Source organism: Cupriavidus basilensis OR16 (assembly GCF_000243095.1).
Taxonomy (GTDB): domain Bacteria; phylum Pseudomonadota; class Gammaproteobacteria; order Burkholderiales; family Burkholderiaceae; genus Cupriavidus; species Cupriavidus basilensis_D.
Genome location: NZ_AHJE01000035.1, coordinates 1 through 19647, shown reverse-complemented (window position 1 = coordinate 19647; position 19647 = coordinate 1). Strand labels below are relative to the sequence as shown.

At 67.7% G+C, this 19647-nt stretch carries 15 protein-coding genes and 1 riboswitch; of the genes, 8 read left to right on the top strand and 7 right to left on the bottom strand.

All coding sequences use genetic code 11. From position 1 onward, the window contains the following. Positions 1 to 33: 33 nt before the first annotated feature. The 3 genes from OR16_RS13325 to OR16_RS13315 are packed head-to-tail and all read right to left on the bottom strand — an operon-like array spanning position 34 to position 4921. Positions 34 to 1092: a HoxN/HupN/NixA family nickel/cobalt transporter gene (locus OR16_RS13325; RefSeq protein ID WP_006158480.1), complete on the bottom strand. Its 1059-nt coding sequence runs from the start codon at positions 1090 to 1092 to the stop codon at positions 34 to 36. A 57-nt stretch (positions 1093 to 1149) separates the two neighbouring features. After that, positions 1150 to 2643 (bottom strand): PepSY-associated TM helix domain-containing protein, encoded by a 1494-nt coding sequence (locus tag OR16_RS13320; protein WP_006158479.1) that lies wholly within the window; start codon positions 2641 to 2643, stop codon positions 1150 to 1152. A 7-nt stretch (positions 2644 to 2650) separates the two neighbouring features. After that, positions 2651 to 4921 carry a TonB-dependent receptor gene (locus OR16_RS13315; protein ID WP_006158478.1) on the bottom strand — a complete coding sequence of 757 codons (2271 nt, stop codon included), beginning with the start codon at positions 4919 to 4921 and terminating at the stop codon, positions 2651 to 2653. 123 nt (positions 4922 to 5044) lie between these two features. Continuing rightward, a riboswitch (cobalamin riboswitch) is annotated at positions 5045 to 5307 on the bottom strand. A gap of 293 nt (positions 5308 to 5600) precedes the next feature. On the opposite strand from OR16_RS13315, the gene OR16_RS13310 reads away from it, so the two are divergent. After that, on the top strand, positions 5601 to 7157 hold the full coding sequence (locus OR16_RS13310) for a methyl-accepting chemotaxis protein (protein WP_006158477.1): 1557 nt from the start codon (positions 5601 to 5603) through the stop codon (positions 7155 to 7157). A 40-nt stretch (positions 7158 to 7197) separates the two neighbouring features. On the opposite strand, the gene OR16_RS13305 is transcribed toward OR16_RS13310, so the two are convergent. Next, positions 7198 to 7674 carry a DUF2501 domain-containing protein gene (locus OR16_RS13305; RefSeq protein ID WP_006158476.1) on the bottom strand — a complete coding sequence of 159 codons (477 nt, stop codon included), beginning with the start codon at positions 7672 to 7674 and terminating at the stop codon, positions 7198 to 7200. A 367-nt stretch (positions 7675 to 8041) separates the two neighbouring features. Between OR16_RS13305 and OR16_RS45710 the strand changes: the two genes are divergently transcribed. Both OR16_RS45710 and OR16_RS45705 read left to right on the top strand, forming a co-directional pair. After that, positions 8042 to 9031 carry a hypothetical protein gene (locus OR16_RS45710; RefSeq protein ID WP_237717052.1) on the top strand — a complete coding sequence of 330 codons (990 nt, stop codon included), beginning with the start codon at positions 8042 to 8044 and terminating at the stop codon, positions 9029 to 9031. Next, a complete protein-coding gene (locus OR16_RS45705) occupies positions 8958 to 9521 on the top strand; it encodes a hypothetical protein (RefSeq protein ID WP_237717051.1) in 564 nt (187 codons plus the stop codon). The genes OR16_RS45710 and OR16_RS45705 overlap by 74 nt, the downstream gene beginning before the upstream one ends. 48 nt (positions 9522 to 9569) lie before the next feature. Here OR16_RS45705 and OR16_RS13295 read toward each other — a convergent pair whose 3' ends face one another. Further along, positions 9570 to 10475 (bottom strand): LysR substrate-binding domain-containing protein, encoded by a 906-nt coding sequence (locus OR16_RS13295; RefSeq protein ID WP_006158475.1) that lies wholly within the window; start codon positions 10473 to 10475, stop codon positions 9570 to 9572. 426 nt (positions 10476 to 10901) lie between these two features. Here OR16_RS13295 and OR16_RS13290 point away from each other — a divergent pair, with 426 nt between their 5' ends. The 5 genes from OR16_RS13290 to OR16_RS13270 all read left to right on the top strand — a co-directional run bounded on the left by OR16_RS13290 (position 10902) and on the right by OR16_RS13270 (position 16771). Beyond that, positions 10902 to 12494: a gamma-glutamyltransferase family protein gene (locus OR16_RS13290; RefSeq protein ID WP_006158474.1), complete on the top strand. Its 1593-nt coding sequence runs from the start codon at positions 10902 to 10904 to the stop codon at positions 12492 to 12494. Between the two features lie 96 nt (positions 12495 to 12590). Further along, on the top strand, positions 12591 to 12842 hold the full coding sequence (locus tag OR16_RS13285) for a hypothetical protein (RefSeq protein WP_006158473.1): 252 nt from the start codon (positions 12591 to 12593) through the stop codon (positions 12840 to 12842). Between the two features lie 273 nt (positions 12843 to 13115). Further along, entirely contained in the window at positions 13116 to 13964 is an 849-nt protein-coding gene (gene hpnD / locus OR16_RS13280; protein ID WP_043419622.1) for a presqualene diphosphate synthase HpnD, read from the top strand. A gap of 93 nt (positions 13965 to 14057) precedes the next feature. Further along, entirely contained in the window at positions 14058 to 16058 is a 2001-nt protein-coding gene (gene shc, locus OR16_RS13275; RefSeq protein ID WP_006158471.1) for a squalene--hopene cyclase, read from the top strand. Then, positions 15992 to 16771 carry a phosphorylase gene (locus tag OR16_RS13270; protein ID WP_006158470.1) on the top strand — a complete coding sequence of 260 codons (780 nt, stop codon included), beginning with the start codon at positions 15992 to 15994 and terminating at the stop codon, positions 16769 to 16771. Before shc ends, OR16_RS13270 begins: the two co-directional genes overlap by 67 nt. Positions 16772 to 16851: 80 nt before the next feature. Here OR16_RS13270 and OR16_RS13265 read toward each other — a convergent pair whose 3' ends face one another. Continuing rightward, on the bottom strand, positions 16852 to 17679 hold the full coding sequence (locus OR16_RS13265) for an MlaA family lipoprotein (RefSeq protein WP_050982964.1): 828 nt from the start codon (positions 17677 to 17679) through the stop codon (positions 16852 to 16854). A gap of 20 nt (positions 17680 to 17699) precedes the next feature. Then, the coding region (locus OR16_RS13260) for an MMPL family transporter (protein WP_006158468.1) at positions 17700 to 19647 on the bottom strand (1948 nt) is incomplete at its 5' end.

The following is a 19647-nucleotide window of genomic DNA, read 5'->3' as shown; positions in this document are numbered from 1 at the left end:
TCGCGTTGCAGCGGCTAAGCTGCGACGCCCGCCTCACCCCATCCGCACCTCGATCTCATCGTAACGCCGGACCCGGTACACCACCATCGAGATCAGCCAGCTCAGCACGAACACGCCGATGATCACATAGCCGAGCATGCCGAAATGCGCATTCAGCTCGCCGATCACATCCCACAGCCCCCCTTCCAGCCCGAGCTTGTCGGCAATCAGCCCGAGCGCTTCGATGCCGCCGATGACCACCGCGACCACCACCGAGACCAGCGTGATGGTCATGTTGTAGTAGAGCTTGCGGATCGGCTTGGTGAAGGCCCAGCCGTAGGCGCCCAGCATCAGGATGCCGTCGGTGGTGTCCACCAGCGACATGCCGGCGGTGAACAGGGCCGGGAACACCATGATGGTCCAGAACGGCACGCCCTTGGCGGCTTCGGCGGCGGACAGGCCGAACAGCGCCACCTCGGTGGCGGTGTCGAAGCCGAGGCCAAACAGCAGTCCCATCGGGAACAGGTGCCAGCTGCGGCTGGCCAGCCGGAACAGCGGGCGGAATAGCCGCGAGAGCACGCCGCGGTTGTTCAGCAGCAGGTCCAGGTCCTGCTCCTTGAGCGCTTCGCCGCGCTTGACCGCGCGAAAGGCGCGCCACACGGAGATCAGGATCAGCAGGTTGAAGAAGGCCAGCAGGAACAGGAACAGCGCCGAGACGCTGGTGCCGATCATGCCGCCCACGGCTTTCATGTCTGCAAAGCGCGTTTGCAGCGCGGCGGCGGCAACCGCGATGCCGATCGACATCAGCGTGACAACGGTGGAGTGGCCAAGCGAGAAGAAGAAGCCGACCGTCACCGGGCGCTTGCCTTCCTGCATCAGCTTGCGCGTGACGTTGTCGATGGCGGCGATATGGTCGGCGTCCACGGCGTGGCGCAGGCCGAGCGTGTAGGCCAGCACCGCGGACGCCAGCAGCATGGGGTGGTCGCGCAACGCTACCAGTGCCCACAGCCAGGCCCCCACATTGGCGGCGACCAGGAAGGCGTAGAGCGCAGCGACCTTGCGGCGCACGTCGGCGTCCTGGTCGTTGAAGATGCTGGCTAGAAAGCGGAACATGGGCGGTCCGTGAAAAATCGGGGATTCTAAGTGGATGGATGGATGCCAGGCCGGGACTCATGCCCGGCGCCGGCGTCCGCGAAACAACCTGCGCCAGCCAATCACCACGCCACTGACCGAGACTACCAGCCCGGCAAGCGAAAGCAACCAGACCGTCGCGTCCCAGGCCGGGCGATGGCGCACTAGCCAGCCAAAGTCCCAGCTGTGGGCGGCATGGAACAGCCATCGGTAGGCGCGCAGGCTGCGGTCGCCGCGGCCCAGCAGGTTGCCCGTGTCCGGGTCGATGTACGCCCACGTGGCGGCGGCGTCGTCAAAGCGCACGCGCAGCACCGGCAGCTTGCGCGGCTGGTGATGGCTGTACCAGTAGGCGTCATCCTCGTGCAGCAGGTCGCTGCCGGCGACGGTGGCACCCGGCATCAGCCGCGCGGCTGCCTGCGCCAGGGTCTCGGCCGGGAGCGCCAGCGGCGCGCCGGTGTCGGCGCGATAGGCTTGCGTCGTGACCGCGGTCGCCACCAGCATGACCGGCACGCCGGCCTGCCAGGCCAGCCTGATCTCCCGTGGGGGCGCCGCGGTGCCGGGCAGCAGGCGCGCCAGCGCCGCGCCATCGCCGGCGGGAAAGCGCGGCAGGGTTGCTCCGGCGTAGCGTTCCAGCGCTGGCTGCGCAAACGCGCGCCCGGGAAACCACTGGTTGGGATTGACCGACAGCCAGCCGCTGGCCAGCCACGCCAGCAGGAACAGCGAGGCGGCCAGCCCGGCGATATGGTGCCACGCCATCCAGCCGTGATAGGGCGAGGTGCCGCGGGCGCTGCCATGCGCAAACCGGCGGCGCACGCGCAGCCGCAGCCAGCCGATCCAGATGCCGCTGACGGCCACGGCGATGCACACGCCGGACGTCCACAGCACTACCTGTCGCCATAGCGGCGGGTCGGCCCGCACCGGCGTGAAATACAGCCAGTGCGGCACTGAACCCAGCCAGTTCCAGAGGCGCTCGGCCCGATTCGTGTCGCGCATCACCTCGCCGGTCCGGGCCGACACATACAGCTCCGTTCCAGCGGCGTCGTCCAGCGCGATGCGATGCAGCGGGCGCCATGGATTGAGCCCGTTGGGCACGGTCCACTGGTCGCGCTCGGCGGTTTCCACCCAGCGCGCCCCGGCTGCGCCGGAAAAGCGCTGCGCGATGGCTTGCGCGGCAACCGCGTCCACCTGCTCGATGCGCGCGGCGTCGCGGGCGGAGACGGTATGCGGCTTGCCGCTCCAGTCGATCATCCGGTAGACCGGGTGCGTGCCCATCATCTCCAGGCGCAGGCTGCGCGGAAAGCGGGCGAGGCCCGCGCTGGCCATGGCCGCATCCGGTGTGATTTGCACCCCAGGCAAGTCCAGCGGCGAAAGCCCGGCGTGGCGTTCTGTGTCGGTCAGCGCGGGAAAGGCCACGTACATCATGACCAGCCCCGAAAGAAACCACATGGCGATCAGCAGGCTGCCAGCGATGCCGGCCCAGCGGTGCACCAGGTAGAGCCAGCGGCGCGTGAAGCGCCAGCAGGTGTTTGCCATGGCCGGCTTAGAAGTAGAAGTTGGCTGACAGCTCGGCGGCGCGCGGCCGGCCCAGCAGCCACTGGCTGCCGCTGTTGCCGGAGGACTCGGCGTAGTCGCGGTTGAACAGGTTGTATACGCGCAGCGTCAGCGCCGTCTTGCGCGATACGCGCCATTGGAGTGAGGCATCCACCACCGTGTACGACGGCATGGTGGCGGTATTGGCGTTGTTGGTGTAGCGCTTGCCCACATAGCGCAGGCCGCCGCCCAGCTGCCACTGCGGTGCGAAGGCCCATGTCAGCCACAGGTTGGCCGCTTGCTGCGGCACGCTGGTCGGCACGTTGCCATTGCGCGAGACCAGCGCGCCGTTCACGCTTTCCGCGAAGTCGTCGTAGCGGGCGCGCAGCACCGTGCCGTTGGCGTCCACGCGCAGGCCGCGCATCAGCTCCACGCTGACCGAGGCTTCCAGCCCGCGCGAGGACTGCTCGCCTACCTGCACCGAGAGCGCCGGGTTGCCGGCATCGCGCGTGAGGAGGTTCTTCTTGACGATCTGGTAGGCGGCAAAGGTCCACTCGCCGCGCTGGTTCCAGAACGACTGCTTGACCCCGGCTTCGATCTGCCTGCCGGTAGCGAGCTTGAAGTCCTTTTGCGCATCCGAGGTGGTGATCAGTGCGCCAAGGGGGTCGGTGGCCGTAGCGTACTGCGCGTAGACGGAAAAGGCGGGTGTGAATTCGTAGACCGTGCCCGCGCGCCAGGTGACGTTGTTGAAGCTGCGGGTCCAGTCGTCGCCGGAGACCAGGTTGCCGCGCTCCAGTTCGGCATGGTCGAGCCGCACGCCGCCGATCACCGACCATTGCCGGGTCAGCTTGAGGCGGTCTTCGCCAAACAGCGCGTACTGCGTGGTGTGGGTACGCAAGCGCGGCGACGTGACGACGCCCGGCGGGCTGAAGAACTGGCCCGGGTCGAACTGATAGGCGTTCACGGTGGACGCGCCGCCGTAGGGCGAGTTGTTGCTGTGGGTGAAGTTGATCCGGTTGACGTCGAAACCCACCATGGCCGTATTGGCCAAGCCGAACAGCTGGCCGTCGAGCTTGAGGTCGGCGCGGTCGCCCACCTGTTCCTGGTCGTGCAGGATCTCCAGGTAGTCGGTGCGGCGCACCTGGCCGGTCGCGGGCAGGAAGGCATAGGACTCGGCATCGCGCCAGTGGCGCTGGCTGGTGAGGTAATAGAACTGGTTGCGCACCGTGACGCGCTCGTTGGGCTGCCACTGCGCCGCGAGCCGGGTCCAGCGGTCGCGGTAGGTAATCTCGGCATCGCCCACGTTGTAGTTCTTCTTGCGCAGCGAAGTGTCCAGGCTGCCGTTGACCAGCGGCGTGCCCAGGTATTGCATCGGGTGCTGGTCGGCGTCGTCGTAGGACAGCGTCAGGTTGAACTCGGGCGATACGTCCAGCCGCACCGCGGCTGACACCGCCAGGCTGTTCGAGTCGCCCCGGTCCACCCAGCCGCCGGAGCGGCCGTAGTTGGCGTTCAAGCGGTAGGAGAGGGCCTCGTTGAGCGCGCCGCCACTGTCGAAGGCGGCACGCGCCGTTTTCTGGGTGCCGCCGGTGAGCTGCAGCTCGTTGGCGATCGGCGCGCGCACCGGCTTCTTGGGAATCACGTTGACCACGCCGCCGATCGCGCCCTCGCCAACCATGACCGAGCCCGCGCCGCGCAGCACTTCGATGCGGTCAACCGACCAGGTATCGAAGGGGAAGGTGACGGTGCCCGAGGCCACGTAAAGGCGCGTGCCATCGTACAGCTGCATCACCGAGCCTTGTCCTGCGAAGCCCCGTGCCGCGAGCGCGGTCCCGCCGTTGCCGGGCGCGCCATTGGAGGTGATGCCGGTGGCGCGGGTCACGGCCTCGCGCACCGACAAATCGCCGCGTTCGCGAATGGTGTCGCCGGACAGCACTTCCACGCTGGCCGGGGTCTCCAGTGGCGTCAGGCCCAAGCGGCTGCCGGTGCTGGTGGGCTCGGACAGCGCCAGCCCGGGCGGCTGCGAGGCGCTGCTGACTACCACCGGCGGCAGCACGGCGGCGTCCTTGCCGGACAGCTGCGATCGCATTCGCTCTGACGGTTGCGCGTCGTCCGCTGCCCAGGCGGCATCCGCGCCGAGGCCGGCAAACGCCCCCAGCGAAAGCGCGAGCGCGCACTGGTGCGCTAGCTTGCGCGGCTTGGGAACGTGGCGGTGCGTGCCATGCGATAGCGGACTGACGGCCGCCGGCGAGGCGGTGCGGGTACTGTGAGGGCGCGCGGACATGGGCTTTCCATCGTTGGCCGCGAGCGACCCCGCCCGGCGGCAATAAACGAACCAGCCACGGACGAGCGCGGTGACGGCCAGGCACGCGGCCAGCCGTCTCACGCCTGGCCGCCCGTCCGCAGCCTCGATGATCGTTCGAAGGCCGGTATCCGGGCTCGCAGGGGGACGCTTGCCGCAGGGGGCGCGCGTCCGGGGTGCCGCCTTCCCGCGCGATGATGCGCAGTGGCTGCCGCAGCTTGTTGGGGCGCGGCGTGACACCTTTGTACCTGCTGACCGTTGCGGGGGCAGCACAGGATTTGCCGCGGCCTGGCCGGCGGCGCACCTGTTTCCCGTTTAACCCCCGCCGTGCGCTGCACGCCGGGGGCACCTTTGAACCCTTAGCAGTCCAATTGCAAGTCAATTGCAATTACTGAGTGGAATGCGAGGCGCATTGTAGCCGTATTTCGCGTGTTTCCGGTGGCCGATGGCAGGCGTTTTTTTGCACCGCGCTGGTGCGCGAGCGTTCCGGCGCGGCGCAGCCTGCCGCCATTTTGGTGTTTTGGGTGGCATGTTTCGCGCTTCATGGCGCTTTCGATCCGATTTGTTCCGCCTGCCGCTAAAGAAGGCGAGCCGCGTTCCGATATCCGAGGATGCCGCATGCCTCCTGCATTACCGGCCATTGTCCCGAATAGCGAACGCCATGAATCGTCTGACCCTGCGAAAAAAGCTCTGGATTCCCCTTGTGATGGCCTGGCTCGGCTTGCTGCTGCTGACCGTGATGCACGCCTTCCAGACCCGCCAGATGCAAATGGCCGATCGCCGCGGCGAGCTGGCTAACATCGTCGACATGTCGCTCTCCCTGGTGAGCGACTATGCCGAGCTGGCGCGCCAAGGCAAGATGTCCGAGGCCGATGCCAAGGCCCAGGCCATGGCTCGCGTCGCCGCGCAGCGTTATGGCAAGGATGGCTACATCACCATCGTCGGCGCGGATTCCGTGCTGCTGATGCATCCCATCAACGCCAAGCTCAATGGCAAGAACATGCTCGGCTTCAAGGATGCCAAGGGCAACGCCTTGTATGCCGATATCGCGGCCCGCGGCGCGTCGGCCGCAGGCGTCGGCCACCTGGACTACTGGTGGCCCAAGCCGGGCAGCGACCAGCCGAGTCCCAAGCTCGGCTACGTGGCGCGCTTCAAGCCGTGGGGCTGGGACCTGGTCGCTGGCACGTACATGGATGACGTGGAGGCGCAGTTCCGCTCCTCGCTGTATCAATCGCTGGGGCTGCTGGTGCTGCTGGGCATCGTGATTTCCGCGGTCGCCACGCTGCTGATCCGCAGCATCCAGAGCTCGGTGGGCGGCGAACCCGCTACCGCCGCGGCGCTTGCCCTGCGCATCGCCAGCGGTGACCTCACGGCGCGCGTCGAGACCCACCCGGACGATCGCGCCAGCCTGATGTACGCGATCGGCCATATGCGCGACCAGCTCGCCGGCACGGTGGCCGGCATCCAGCAATCGGCCGATTCCATCACCTCGGCGGCGCAGGAGATTGCCTCGGGCAATACCGACCTGTCGAGCCGCACCGAGCAACAGGCAGCATCGCTGCAGCAGACCGCCGCCAGCATGGAGCAGATCACTGCGACCGTGCGCCAGAACGCCGACAACGCCAAGGAGGCTAGCCAATACGTGGCCGATGCCTCCCAGATTGCGCAGCAGGGCGGCAGCGTGGTCAGCCAGGTGGTGGACAAGATGCGCGGCATCACCGCCAGCTCGCGCAAGATCAATGACATCATCGGGGTAATCGACGGCATCGCTTTCCAGACCAATATCCTGGCGCTGAACGCGGCGGTGGAAGCCGCGCGCGCCGGCGAGCAAGGCCGCGGGTTTGCGGTGGTGGCGGGCGAGGTGCGCAACCTGGCGCAGCGCAGCGCGGGCGCGGCCAAGGAAATCAAGACGCTGATCGTCGAGTCGGTGGGCCAGGTCGATAGCGGCTCGGCACTGGTGGAGCAGGCCGGGCAGACCATGGCGGAGATCGTCAACGCGGTCGGCCGCGTGACGGCCATCATGGATGGCATCGCCTCGGCCACCGCCGAGCAGCGCACCGGCATCGAGGAGGTCAATCGCGCGGTCGCGCAGATGGACCAGATGACGCAGCAGAATGCGGCGCTGGTGGAGCAGGCGAGCGCGGCCGCCACGTCCCTGGAAGACCAGGCCGGCGCGCTGCACCATGCCGTGTCGGCCTTCCGCCTGTCGCCCGCCTGAGGGCTAGCCTGGCGCTAACCCAGCGCTGAACCCATTTGCCCTACAGCAGCGATTTGCCCTGCGCGAGGATCTTGTCGCAGACCTGCTTGGTGACCTGTTCCTTGAGGCCGCCGCCGCTCAGGTCGAACTGCTTGCCATCGCTGCTGCTCAGGATGCCCTTGGCGCCGCTGGTGTAGCCGGCATCCGACGTGGGCGAGTCGCCGCCGACCTTGCCCAGCAGTTTGTCCTTGACCGAGGCGGCGCCGCTGGCGCCGCCAAGGTAGTTGTTCTTCACGCAATACTCCAGGATCCCGGCGACATTGCCGGTACTGCCCGAACTCAGCGATTGCAGCGAGGGCATTCCACCCATCCCGCCCAAACTGCTGCCCAGGCTGCCCAGGCCGCCGGACGAACTCTCGGTGCCGCTCTGCGTGGCGCCTTTGAGCAGGTCCCCGAGCTGCGCATGCGCCGCTGCCACCGGTAGCAGCGCGGCGATCAGGATCTTCACGGCGGTGGTGCGATAGGGGCTGGCGTTCATGCGGCATCCTTCTGGCTGGGTGGAAACAGTCTTCACTATAGTGCTTGCCGCAACGGCCGGCCCCCTTCGTTGCAGTGACTCTCCCTTCTCTCGGCGCTAGCCGATTTGCATGACGCGCGCATTAAGCGCGGCTTCGCGTATGCGATTTTGTATTCTGTAGTTCGGAATGTCGTCTCGATGATACGAATTTTCCCCGTTGAGTATATCGATTTACCCAAAGACTGAATTTGTCGGCTTTACGCCATATACCTGTCATGAACACTGCTCAATATCTGCGCCCACAAGAACCTTGCCAGCGCGCCCGGACGAAGGACGCGCGGACAAACCGGGTCAATACAAAACAGTGTCATCAGGGAAATCGAATCCAATGCGCCACACCAAATCCATCCTCGGCCTAGCGGCCTCCTTGTGCATCGCCGGCGGCTTCTACGGCTGCAACGGCAATGGCGAACAGTCCGCCAACACCGCGCCGGCCGCGCCCAGCGCACCGAGCACGCCCGTCACGCCGCCGCCGGTTGCCGAAGTCACCGGCAAGTGGACCACCGGCGATCTGCACGTCCACACGATCGAATCGAACGACGCGCAGAGCCCGCTCACCACGGTGCTCGACCAGGCCTTCACCGCTAACAATCTCGACTGGATGGCCTTGTCGAACCACCTGCGCGTGTCGGATCGCGATCATACGGGCACGGCCATCCCGGGCGGATCGGTCCCGTTCTCGAAGGGCCTGGCCAACTACGAAGTTCCGGCCGTCAAGCAACTGCAGGCCGATGGCCGCTACCCCGGCAAGCTGATCTTCTCGACTTTCGAGTGGGACATGCCCACTCATGACCACGTCAACGTGGGCATCTTCAGCGGTTCGCCCGCGCTCGCCACGGCGGTCAAGGGCGCTAACGAATTCGAGTACTTCTTCACCAGCCGCCCGGACACCATGTTCGATGCGGCGGACGTGGCGGCCTGGAACGCCAAGGCGCCGCGCACCTTCTCCACCCACGCCGATGCGGTCCAGGCGTTCACCTGGCTCAAGACCAACTTCCCCGACACCAGCTACGCGCTGATCAACCATCCCTCGCGCAATCCGGGCAAATACACGGCCGCCGACTACCGAGAATTCAATGACCTCGCGCCGAACATCGCATTCGCGGTGGAGGGCATGGTCGGCTGCCGGTGGCCTGTTCAGCAGCGGCTATTTCCCCGGCGAGTACGCCCGGAACTATGTCTGGCTGGAGGGCAGCGGCATCAAGGCGGTGGTGGATGGACTGCGTGCCGGCAAGGCGTTCTCGGTGTTCGGCGACCTCATCAACGCGCTGGACTTCAACGTGGCCGCGAGTGGCGCCAAGCGCGAGATGGGCGGTGAGCTCAAGGCCCGTGCCGGTGACAGCGTGACCGTGACCATCCGCTTCAAGACCCCGGATCGCAACAATTTCGAGTACCCGCTGGACAGCGGCGCCAACGTCAACGTCAAGCCCACGGTGGACCACGTCGACCTGATCGCCGGCGATGTCACGCCGCGTGCCTTGCCGGGCACGCCGGGCTACAGCAAGGACACCAACGACTCCACCAAGGTCATCGCCACGTTCACCAAGGCCGACTGGAAGCTGGACAAGGATGGCTACAACACGGTGACCTACACCTTCAATGCGGCCAGGAGCCAGTACTTCCGGCTGCGCGGCACCAATCTCGGCATGAATGTGCCGGGCGAGACCGCCAACGGCAACCCGCTGCCCGACCTGAAGACGGACCTGACGGAAAATACGCCGCGCTTTAACGCCATCAACGCGCGCAACTACAACGACCTGTGGTTCTATTCGAACCCCGTGTTCGTGACCGTCGCTTCCGGCACCTGAGGCAAGGGGGGGCGCGCCCGCCGGGCCGCACCCCAAGGCGCTATTGCGCTACAGCGCTTGCCGCTCCAGCACCTCCCAGAGCTCCAGCAGGGTAGGGTTGCTGGCATGGGCGGCGCGATAGGCGCAGATATCGAATGCCGAATACCACGCGGCGTCTCCTGCCGGCACCAGCGCACCTGCCGCGAGCGCATCGGCCGCGGTGTTGCGCGGCAGCCAGGCCACGCCGTGGCCGTCGATGGCCATCCTCATCAGCAGGATAGCCATATCGGCCTCGTAGCAACGCTCCAGCGGCCGGCGCGGCTGCGCGTCTTCGAGGATCACCTCGACGATGCGGCCCAGCGTGGTGCCGGCGGTGTAGGCCAGGTAGGGAATCGGCTTGGCGGCGCTGCCGCTCAGCGAGAACAGCGGGGCGCCACGCGCATTGGGCGCGCACAGCGGCATCAGCACGTCGTGCCCCACGGTGAGGTTGCGGAACTTGTCCGGGTCCAGCGATACCGGCACGCGCGCATGGTTGTAGCCCAGCATCAGGTCGCAGTTGCCTTCCGACAGCGCCACCACGGCCTCGAGCACGTTGGCGGCCACCACCCGGGCATTGAACTGGCCGTAGCATTTCTGGCACGCCTTGAGCCAGCCCGGCAGGAAGGTCAGCGACAAGGTATGCCCGGCGGCAATCTGGATGGCCTTGCCAGGCATGCGGCTCTCCTGGCGCAGCGTGGCGCGCGCCTCCAGCAGCAGCGTGAGCGCTTCGCGCCCGCTGGTGCAGAAGCGCTTGCCGGCCGGGGTCAGGTCCATGGGGAAGGTGTTGCGGTCGACCAGCACCGCGCCGGCCCAGTCCTCCAGGGAGCGGATGCGGCGCGATAGCGCCGACTGCGTGATGTGGCGCAGCTCGGCGGCGCGCGAGAAGCTGCGCGTCTTTTCCAGGACCAGCAGGTCGTCGATCCATTTCAACTGCATGGGAGGTGCCTTCGGAAACGTCGGAAAGGGGAAGGTGAGGGAGCGCCTGGACCCGGCGAGGCCGGGCAAGGGCGCCGGGCCTCGCCGCAATCGGTATTCCATTTTCGCATAGCTCTATGGCCGATCCGCATTCCGGTGGGGGCCGGGCGAGCCTAGAATCTGCGCTTCCCGTCAGTCATAAACCGTCCCAAGGCAAAGCCAGATCCAGCATGACAGGGGCGCGCCAACAAGCCGGCAGCCAAAGCGGCGGCGCCCCGGCATGTTCCGACTCTGCCTCGGCAGTTAACGTCAGGGGCATGCCGCCCAAGGTGCGCAAGCAACGCTGCGCAATAGCCGCCACGCAAGAACACTGCACGAACGCATCCGGGCCGCGCTGCCGTGCAAGCCGCTCGCCGGATTCCCCAACCATCAGAGCCTCGCAAAGCCATGACCAATTTCTGGAATTTCCCCTATCCCTCGCAACGCGTGCCCGTGCTGGCCGACAACGTGGTGGCGACCTCGCAGCCGCTGGCGGCGGCGGCAGGCCTGCGCATGCTGGCCCGTGGCGGCAATGCCGTGGACGCGGCGCTGGCTACCGCGATCGCGCTGACCGTGGTCGAGCCGTGCATGAACGGGATCGGCGGCGATGCCTTTGCGCTGATCTGGGATGGCAAGGAACTGCATGGCCTGAATGCCAGCGGGCGGGCGCCGGCGGCGTGGACGCCCGAGTATTTCTCGCGCTATGACAGCATGCCGGTCAACGGCTGGGACACCGTGACCGTGCCTGGCGCCGTCTCCGGCTGGCGCGCCACGTGGGAAAGATTCGGCAGCCTGCCGTTCGCCGAACTCTTCGAGCCCGCGCTGGAATACGCGCGCAACGGGTTCCTGGTCTCGCACACCGTGCACCGCCAGTGGCAGGCACAGGTGCCGGTGCTGATCGACAAGCCAGGCTTTGCGCAGGCTTTCGCGCCAAACGGGCGCGCGCCGCTGCCGGGCGAGCGCTTTAGCTGCGCGGGCCAGGCGCAGACGCTGGCACGCATCGCCGAGACCAAGGGCGACGACTTCTATCACGGCGAGCTGGCCGGGCGCATTGCCGCACATGCACGCGCTACCGGCGGCCTGATCACCGAGGCCGACCTGGCCGCCCATCGCGCGGACTGGGTCCAGCCGATCAGCATGTCCTATCGCGACCTGGAGCTGTTCGAGATCGGCCCGAACGGGCAGGGCATCGGCGCGCTGATGGCGCTCGGCATGCTGGCGCATTTCGATGTCGCGGCGATGGGCGTGGACTCCGCCGCCGCCATCCATGTGCAGGTGGAAGCCATGAAGCTGGCGTTTGCCGACCTGCACGAATACGTGGGCGACCACACGGCCATGACCGAAGTGCAGGCCGCCCACTTGCTCGATCGCGGCTACCTGGCCAGCCGCGCCAAGGCCATCGACCCGGAGCGCGCGGCGGCCGCCGGCCCGGGCAAGCCCCACAGCGGTGGCACCGTGTACCTGACCACGGCGGACAAGAGCGGCATGATGGTGTCGTACATCCAGTCCAACTTCAAAGGCTTCGGCTCCGGCGTGGTCGTGCCCGGCACCGGCATTGCGTTGCATAACCGCGGCTGGGGCTTCAACCTCAAGCCGGGCCACCCCAACCAGGTGAGCCCGGGCAAGCGGCCGTTCCACACCATCATCCCGGGCTTCCTGATGCGCAAGGGCGCGCCGCTGGCCAGCTTCGGCGTGATGGGCGGCTCGATGCAGGCGCAGGGCCACCTGCAGATGGCCAGCCGGCTGGCGGATTTTGGCCAGAACCCGCAGGCCGCGTGCGATGCGCCGCGCTGGCGCGTGCTGGACGACAACGCCACCATCGCCGTGGAATGGAATTGCCCGGCCGCCACCGTGGAAGGCTTGCGCGCGCGCGGCCACAAGGTGGACGTGGCGCCGCAGGGCAACCTGGAATTCGGTGGCGCGCAAATCGCCATGCGCCTGGAGGACGGCTACGCGGCGGCTTCGGACCATCGCAAGGACGGTTATCCGCTGGGGTTCTGAGCAGGCCCCAAAAAACGCTCCGGTGCGTGGTGCAGGGCACATCAAACGGCCGTACCACGGGCCTACACTGGCGCCATCCCTTCGAGGAAGGCCGCCATGAACAAGCTCAGGTCCAGCCGTCTGCTCGATCGCATCTCGCCGCCTGTGCTGGCCGACCTGCGCCGCATGCGTAACGCCGCCGAGGCCGAGCAGGCCCTGGCCGCGCAGGCTTCGGCAGCTGGCGCGGGTGCCCGCGAATGCGGTAACAACCTGCTAAACGACGCCAATTACGTCGAAATAGCGCGTTATGATCCAAGGCGCGGAAAATTCGTGATGGAGCGCCGCCCCGCCAGCCAGCGCATCAAATAGGCACGCGCCTGCCATGGCAAACGCGCTGCCGGGCCCGTCAGGCCAGCGCGGCGCCCCGCTGCGGCGGCAGTGCGCTGCACGGCACGCCCCCCCACCAACACCCTCCGGCGGCTGGCGGCAGCGCCCATGGCCGGACGCAGCGCCCATGGCCGGACTTGGTATAATCGCCCACTACCCCAAACATGCCGCCTGGCGCTGCGTGCCGGGCCGCGGCGACAAGCCAGGCCTAGGCAGCAAAGCAGCCCGGTGGTCCAACGCGTGACGAGGAGTTACGTGGCCGGAACAGAAATCGCAGTGCAAACCGTCACGCAAGCGGGCCATGCCGTATCGTCCGGCAGCTCATTCCATACCGCACTCAAGATCCTTCCCGCCGCGCAGCGCGAGGCGATGTTCGAGATCTATGGCTTTTGCCGTGCAGTGGACGATATTGCCGATGGCGACGGCCCGCGCGCCACGCGCCTTGCCGGGCTTGACGCCTGGCGCGCCGATCTTGCCGCGTGCTATGCGGGTACGCCGCCGGCACCATTGCGGGGGCTGACTGCCCAGATCCAGCGCTTCGGCCTGCTGCAGGAGGATTTCCTCGCAGTCGTCGATGGCATGGCCATGGACGTGCACGCCGATATCCGTGCGCCGGACCACGCCACGCTGGATCTCTATTGCGACCGCGTGGCCAGTGCGGTGGGGCGCCTTGCCGTGCGGGTGTTCGGCATGGAGCGTGACGCCGGCGTAGCGCTGGCGCATCACCTCGGCCGCGCGTTGCAACTGACCAATATCCTGCGCGATATCGACGAGGATGCGGCGCTGGGCCGGGTGTACCTGCCGGCCGAAGCGCTGCTTGGCGCGGGCGTGCCGATCGGCGCGCCGCATGCCATCGTCGGGCATCCCGCCGTTGGCCAAGCGTGCCTGGAAGTCGCGCAGCAGGCGCAGGCCTACTATGACCAGGCTTTCGCCATCATGAACGCGGCGCCGCGTCGCACGGTCCGTTCGCCGCGCATCATGGGCGAGGTCTACCACGTGATCCTGCAGGGTTTGCTGGCACGCGGCTGGGCCGCTCCGCGTGCGCGGGTGCGCGTGCCGCGGCCGCGATTGTTATGGATCTTGCTGCGGCATGGCCTCGTCTGAGGGGATCCCGCCGATTGACTGCCGGATAAGGCCGCTGACGGCCCCGTGCGGCATTGCCGTAATTGCGTTGTTGAAAAGAGGACATCGAAACCGATGAGCCAAGTTGCACTATCCCCCAGTTCGAACGAGCCCGCGCAAGATGAGCTGGAGGGCACGCTTGACCGCGCGCTTGACGCCTTGCTGGCGACCCAGCGGCCAGATGGCCACTGGGTGTTCGAGCTGGAGGCCGACGCCACGATTCCGGCGGAATATGTACTGCTGGTGCACTACCTGGGCGAGACCCCGGATACCGTGCTGGAAGCCCGTATCGCGCGTTACCTGCGCCGCATCCAGAACGCCGATGGCGGCTGGCCGCTGTTCCATCAGGGCCGCTCGGACATCAGCGCCAGCGTGAAGGCGTATTTCGCGCTCAAGATGATTGGCGACGACACCGAGTCGGAGCCTATGCGCCGTGCCCGCGCCGCCATCCACGGGATGGGCGGCGCCGAAGCCAGCAATGTCTTCACGCGTACGCTGCTCGCGCTATATGGCGTGATGCCGTGGCAGGCGGTGCCGATGATGCCGGTGGAGATCATGCTGCTGCCGCTCTGGTTCCCGTTCCACCTGTCCAAGGTTGCCTACTGGGCCCGCACGGTGATCGTGCCGCTGCTGGTGCTCAACAGCCTGCGTCCCCAGGCCAGGAACCCGCGTGGCGTAGGCATCGACGAATTGTTTATCCGTCCTTGCCAGGCGGCCCGGCTGGCACCGCGCGCGCCGCATCAGAAGCGCGTTTGGTTTGGCTTGTTCCGTGCGCTGGACGCGGGCCTGCGCGTGGCGGAGCCGCTGTTCCCCCGCAGCCTGCGCGCGCGCGCCATCGCCCGCGCCCAGAAGTTCGTGCGCGAACGCCTGAACGGCGAGGATGGCCTGGGTGCGATCTTCCCGGCCATGGCGAACGCCGTGATGATGTTCGACGTGCTCGGCGTGCCGCGCACCGACCCCGACGTGGTGGTGGCCCGCGCCTCGATCGAGAAGCTGCTGGTGGTGCATGGCGACGAAGCCTACTGCCAGCCATGCCTGTCACCGGTGTGGGACACCTCGCTGGCCAGCCACGCCTTGCTGGAAGTGGGCGGCCCGCGCGCCGAGGCTGCCGTCGAGCGCGGCTTGCAATGGCTACGCCCGCTGCAGGTGCTGGACGTGCGCGGCGACTGGATCGTGCGGCGACCCGACGTACGCCCTGGCGGCTGGGCTTTCCAGTACGCCAACCCGCATTACCCGGACGTGGACGACACCGCCGTGGTGGCGATGGCCATGGACCGCGCGGCGCGCACCGGCGCGGCCGCGCCGGCCGTGGCGCCGGCCAGCCATCGTTCGCGCTACGAGGAGGCTGTCAGCCGTGCGCGCGAGTGGGTGGCGGGCATGCAGAGCGGCAACGGCGGCTGGGGCGCCTTCGAGCCCGAGAACACGCATGAGTACCTGAACAATATCCCGTTCGCGGACCACGGTGCCTTGCTCGATCCGCCCACCGCCGATGTCTCGGCACGCTGCCTGTCGATGCTGGCGCAACTGGGCGAAACCGCGGCAAGCAGCGAAACCTTCCGCCGCGCCCAGCGTTACCTGCTCGACGAGCAGATGGCAGACGGCAGCTGGTATGGCCGCTGGGGCACGAACTATGTCTACGGCACGTGGAGCGCGCTGTGCGCGCTCAATGCCGCCGGCATGGCGCCCGAAGCGCCTGAAATGCGCCGTGCCGCCGACTGGCTGATCTCGATCCAGAACGCCGATGGCGGCTGGGGCGAGGACGGCAGCAGCTACCGCCTCGACTACCAGGGCTATGAGACCGCGCCGAGCGTGCCGTCGCAGACCGCATGGGCGGTGCTGGGCCTGATGGCCGCGGGCCAGGTCGATCATCCGGCTGTGGCGCGTGGCGTGGATTACCTCATGCGCATGCAGCAGGCCGATGGCCTGTGGAGCGAGGCGCGCTTCACCGCGGTGGGCTTCCCCCGCGTGTTCTACCTGCGCTATCACGGCTACGCGCGTTTCTTCCCGCTATGGGCGCTGGCGCGCTACCGCAACCTGCGCCGCGACGGCACGCGGGCAGTGGCGTGGGGGATGTGACCGCGCCAGGCTTGCCGGCGCAACCGCCAACCTTGGCGCAACGCCATGCCGGTCCCACGCTGGTGGTGACCGGCATGCGCTTCGAGGCCGGCATTGCCGCCGGCCCGGGCGTTGAAACCCTGCACGGCCTGCGCGCTGAAGCCTTGGCGCAAGGCTTGCGGCAACGCCTGGCGCGCCCGTGCGCCGGCGTGATCAGCTTCGGCGTGGCCGGCGGGCTGGATCCCGCGCTATTGCCTGGCCGGGTGGTCATCGCTAGCGCTATCCATGACGGAAGTTTATTGCGGCCCGTTGACGCAAGCTGGTCGCGCGCGCTTTCCCTTGCCTTGCCGCAGGCCATCTCGGGTGCCCTTGCCGGTGCGGATCAGGCCGTGACTTCGGTGAGCGCCAAGAGCGCACTCCACGCGGCCACCGGTGCGCTGGCGGTCGACATGGAGTCGCATATCGCGGCGCGTATCGCCGAGGAATTCGGGCTGCCGTTTGCTGCCTGCCGGGTGGTGATAGATCCCGCGCAGCGGGAAGTCCCGCCCGCCGCCGTGGCGGGGATGGGCGCCGATGGCAGCACCGATATCTGGGCGTTGCTCAAGGCGCTGCTGGCGGGGCCGGGACAGGTGCCGGACCTGATCCGCCTGGGCAGGGATGCCCGGCTGGCGAGGCTTGCGCTGCAAGCCGCCCGGGGCCGGGTGGGGATGGGGTTTGGCCTAGGCCGAAGCTGAGGCCTGGGCCGGTCGCAAGCCTGTCTGGTGCTGCACCCGGAAACATCCCGCCGCAGCACGGCATCAGGATGACGCCAGGCTCAGGGCTTCTTCGCTTCGCCTTCCGGCATTTTGTCATCCGCGCCTGCCGGCGCGGGGGTGGCTGTTGGCGCACCCGGCGCAGGCGCCGCGCCATCCGTGGGCCCATCGTTATCCTCATAATCCGGCAGTTTCCCGCCGCCGCCCTGGATCAGGTACTGCCTGCGCTGGCGGTACGCATCCCGCACAAAGCTGTACTTGTCCAGCGCCGCCAGCGACAGCAGATCGGTCGCGCCAAGCGCATTGGTCCGTGCGTCCAGGAAGCCCAGGCCCCACAGGCCCCACTTCACGCCTTCATCGTTTACCCACGTGGTCGGGGACAGCTGGAAATTCACATACAGCCCAACCCCGTCGCGAATCGAACTGGGGCCGAACAGCGGCAGGACCAGGTACGGGCCGGCCGGCACGCCCCACACGCCGAGCGTCAGCCCGAAGTCCTGGGAGTGCTTGCTGATGCCGGCGGGCGTGGCGATATCGATCAGGCCACCGATGCCCAGCACGGAGTTGACCGCCACCCGCATGAAGCTCTCCGCCGCATCCACACCCTTGCCTTGCAGCAGGTTGTTGACCGTATTACCGACGTCGGCGAGGTTCGAATAGAAATTGGTGACCGCGGTGCGCACCGGTTGCGGCGTGACAGCGCGGTAACCCTTGGCCAGCGGCGTAGCCACGTACTCGTCGGCCTTGTCGTTGACCTTGAAGACCACGCGGTTGAGCGGCTCCAGGGGGTCGTCAGGGCTGGCTTGCGGGCCGCTGGCGCAGGCTGTGACCAACAGCGAGAACGAGAGCGCCGGCAGGAGGCGAGGGAGGCGAGAGTCGGGGCGAGTCATTTTTTTTAGGGGGCGAGACATCAATGGGCCGGACCGGTGGCGGGGGCAGACCGCTCGCGCGGCCGTCCCATCAGGATTGGCTGGAAGAATACAGCGCCGACCAGCGTGCATGCTAGCGCGAGTGCCAGCAATTTGCCCATGCTGGCCGTGCCCGGATGCTGGGACAGCCACAGGCTGCCGAAGGCGGCGGCGGTGGTGGCGGCGCTGAACAGCACCGCGTGCGTCAGCGGGGATTGCAGCAGTTGGGTCTTGCCCTCGCGCCAGGCAATCACATAGTAGATCTTGAAGGCCACGCCGATGCCAAACAGCAGCGGCAAGGCGATCACATTAGCAAAATTGAGCGGGATGCCGAACACCACGCACAACTCCAGCGTCACCAGCGCGGACACCAGCAACGGCACCAGCGTGCGCAACACATCGCCGACGCGGCGCAGCGTGATCCACAGCAGCAGCGTGATCGACAGCACGGCCCAGACGCCGGCCTGGGCAAAGGCCGTCATGATGGTGTCGGCGGAGCCGCGGATCGAGATCGGGCCGCCAACCGCGGTGGGCTCGACGCGCTGCACGGCATCGATAAAGCGCGTGAGCGCGGCGTCGCGCGCATCGCTGGTGCTGGTGGCGTCGCCCGGCTTGGCCGCTGCGGGGAGCTTGGGGCTCACGCTGACGAGCGCCTGGCCATCCGGGGCGACCCAGTCGCGCACCAGCGCCGGCGGCAGCGTTTCGCGGCTGATCGGCTGCGGGGATAGCGCGCGCTGCAGGCGCGCCAGCGCCAGGCGCAGCGGCTGGGCGATGGCTTGCTCGGCGCGCTCGCGGGTGGCGGCATCCGCGGCCGCAAGCTTGCGCAGCGAGGCCGCCAGGTGCGCCGCCTCGGCGGCGCCCGGGCCGGGGTGCTCGTCAGCGGCCAGCGCGAGCTGGCGTGCCGCGTTCTTGAGCGAATTGACCAGCCTGGTGTCGTTGGCAGGCGTGGCCGTTGCCTGCGTCAGCACCGGCATCAGGCTGGCGGAGGTAGCGGCAATCAAGGCAAGCCGCGCTGGCTGGTCGTCGGGGATGAAGGTCTGCAGCGTGACTGCGCGCGCCACTTCAGGCAGCGCTGCCAGGCGGGCGGCGGCGGCCTGCGCGGCCGCCAGCGAGGGCGCGAGCACGCTGACGTTATCGGTGCCAGCCTGGGGCGCATCCTTGAGCGAAAGCAGGGTGGCCATCGACTCGGAATGCGGGTCCTTGAGGTGCAGCGGGTCGAAATCGAAGCGCAGGTGCATCAGCAGCGGCGACCCCGCCAGGATCAGGGCGCCGGTTGCCAGCAGCACGGGCTTGCGATAGCGCTCGAAGAACGCGTCGGCGGGCGCCAGCCATTTGAAGCCAGGCACTTCGACCCGTCCCGCTTCATCCTTCGGGCGGAATACGGTGATCAGCGCGGGCAACAGCGTGATGGTGGTGAGGAACGCCACCAGCATGCCCACGCCGGCGATCTGGCCCAGCTCGGCCACGCCGCGGTAGTTGGTCGGCAGGAAGCAGAAGAAGGCGGCCGCCGTGGCGGCGGCAGCCAGCGCCAGCGGCACGCCGACCGCCCGTGCCGTGCTGGCCAGTGCATCCGCGATCAGCGTGTGCACGTGGCGCTCGGCGCGGTAGCGCACGCCAAACTGGATGCCGAAATCCACGCCCAGGCCGACAAACAGCACGGCAAAGGCCACGGAGATCATGTTGAGCGCGCCCACCATGGCCAGCCCGAGGGCCGCGGTGATGGCCAGGCCGACCGCCAGGCTGGCCAGCACGGCCAGGATCAGCCGCTTGGAGCGCAGCGCCAGCCACAGGATCAGGATCACCACCAGCACCGTCAGCGCGCCATTGAAGGCGGCGCCTTCCTTGACCGAGGCGAATTCGTCGTCGGCCAGCGCCTGCGAGCCGGTCAGGCGTACCCGGGCGCCGTAGCGCTGTGCCAGGCCCAGCTTGGTTGCCGTGGCACGGATGGCA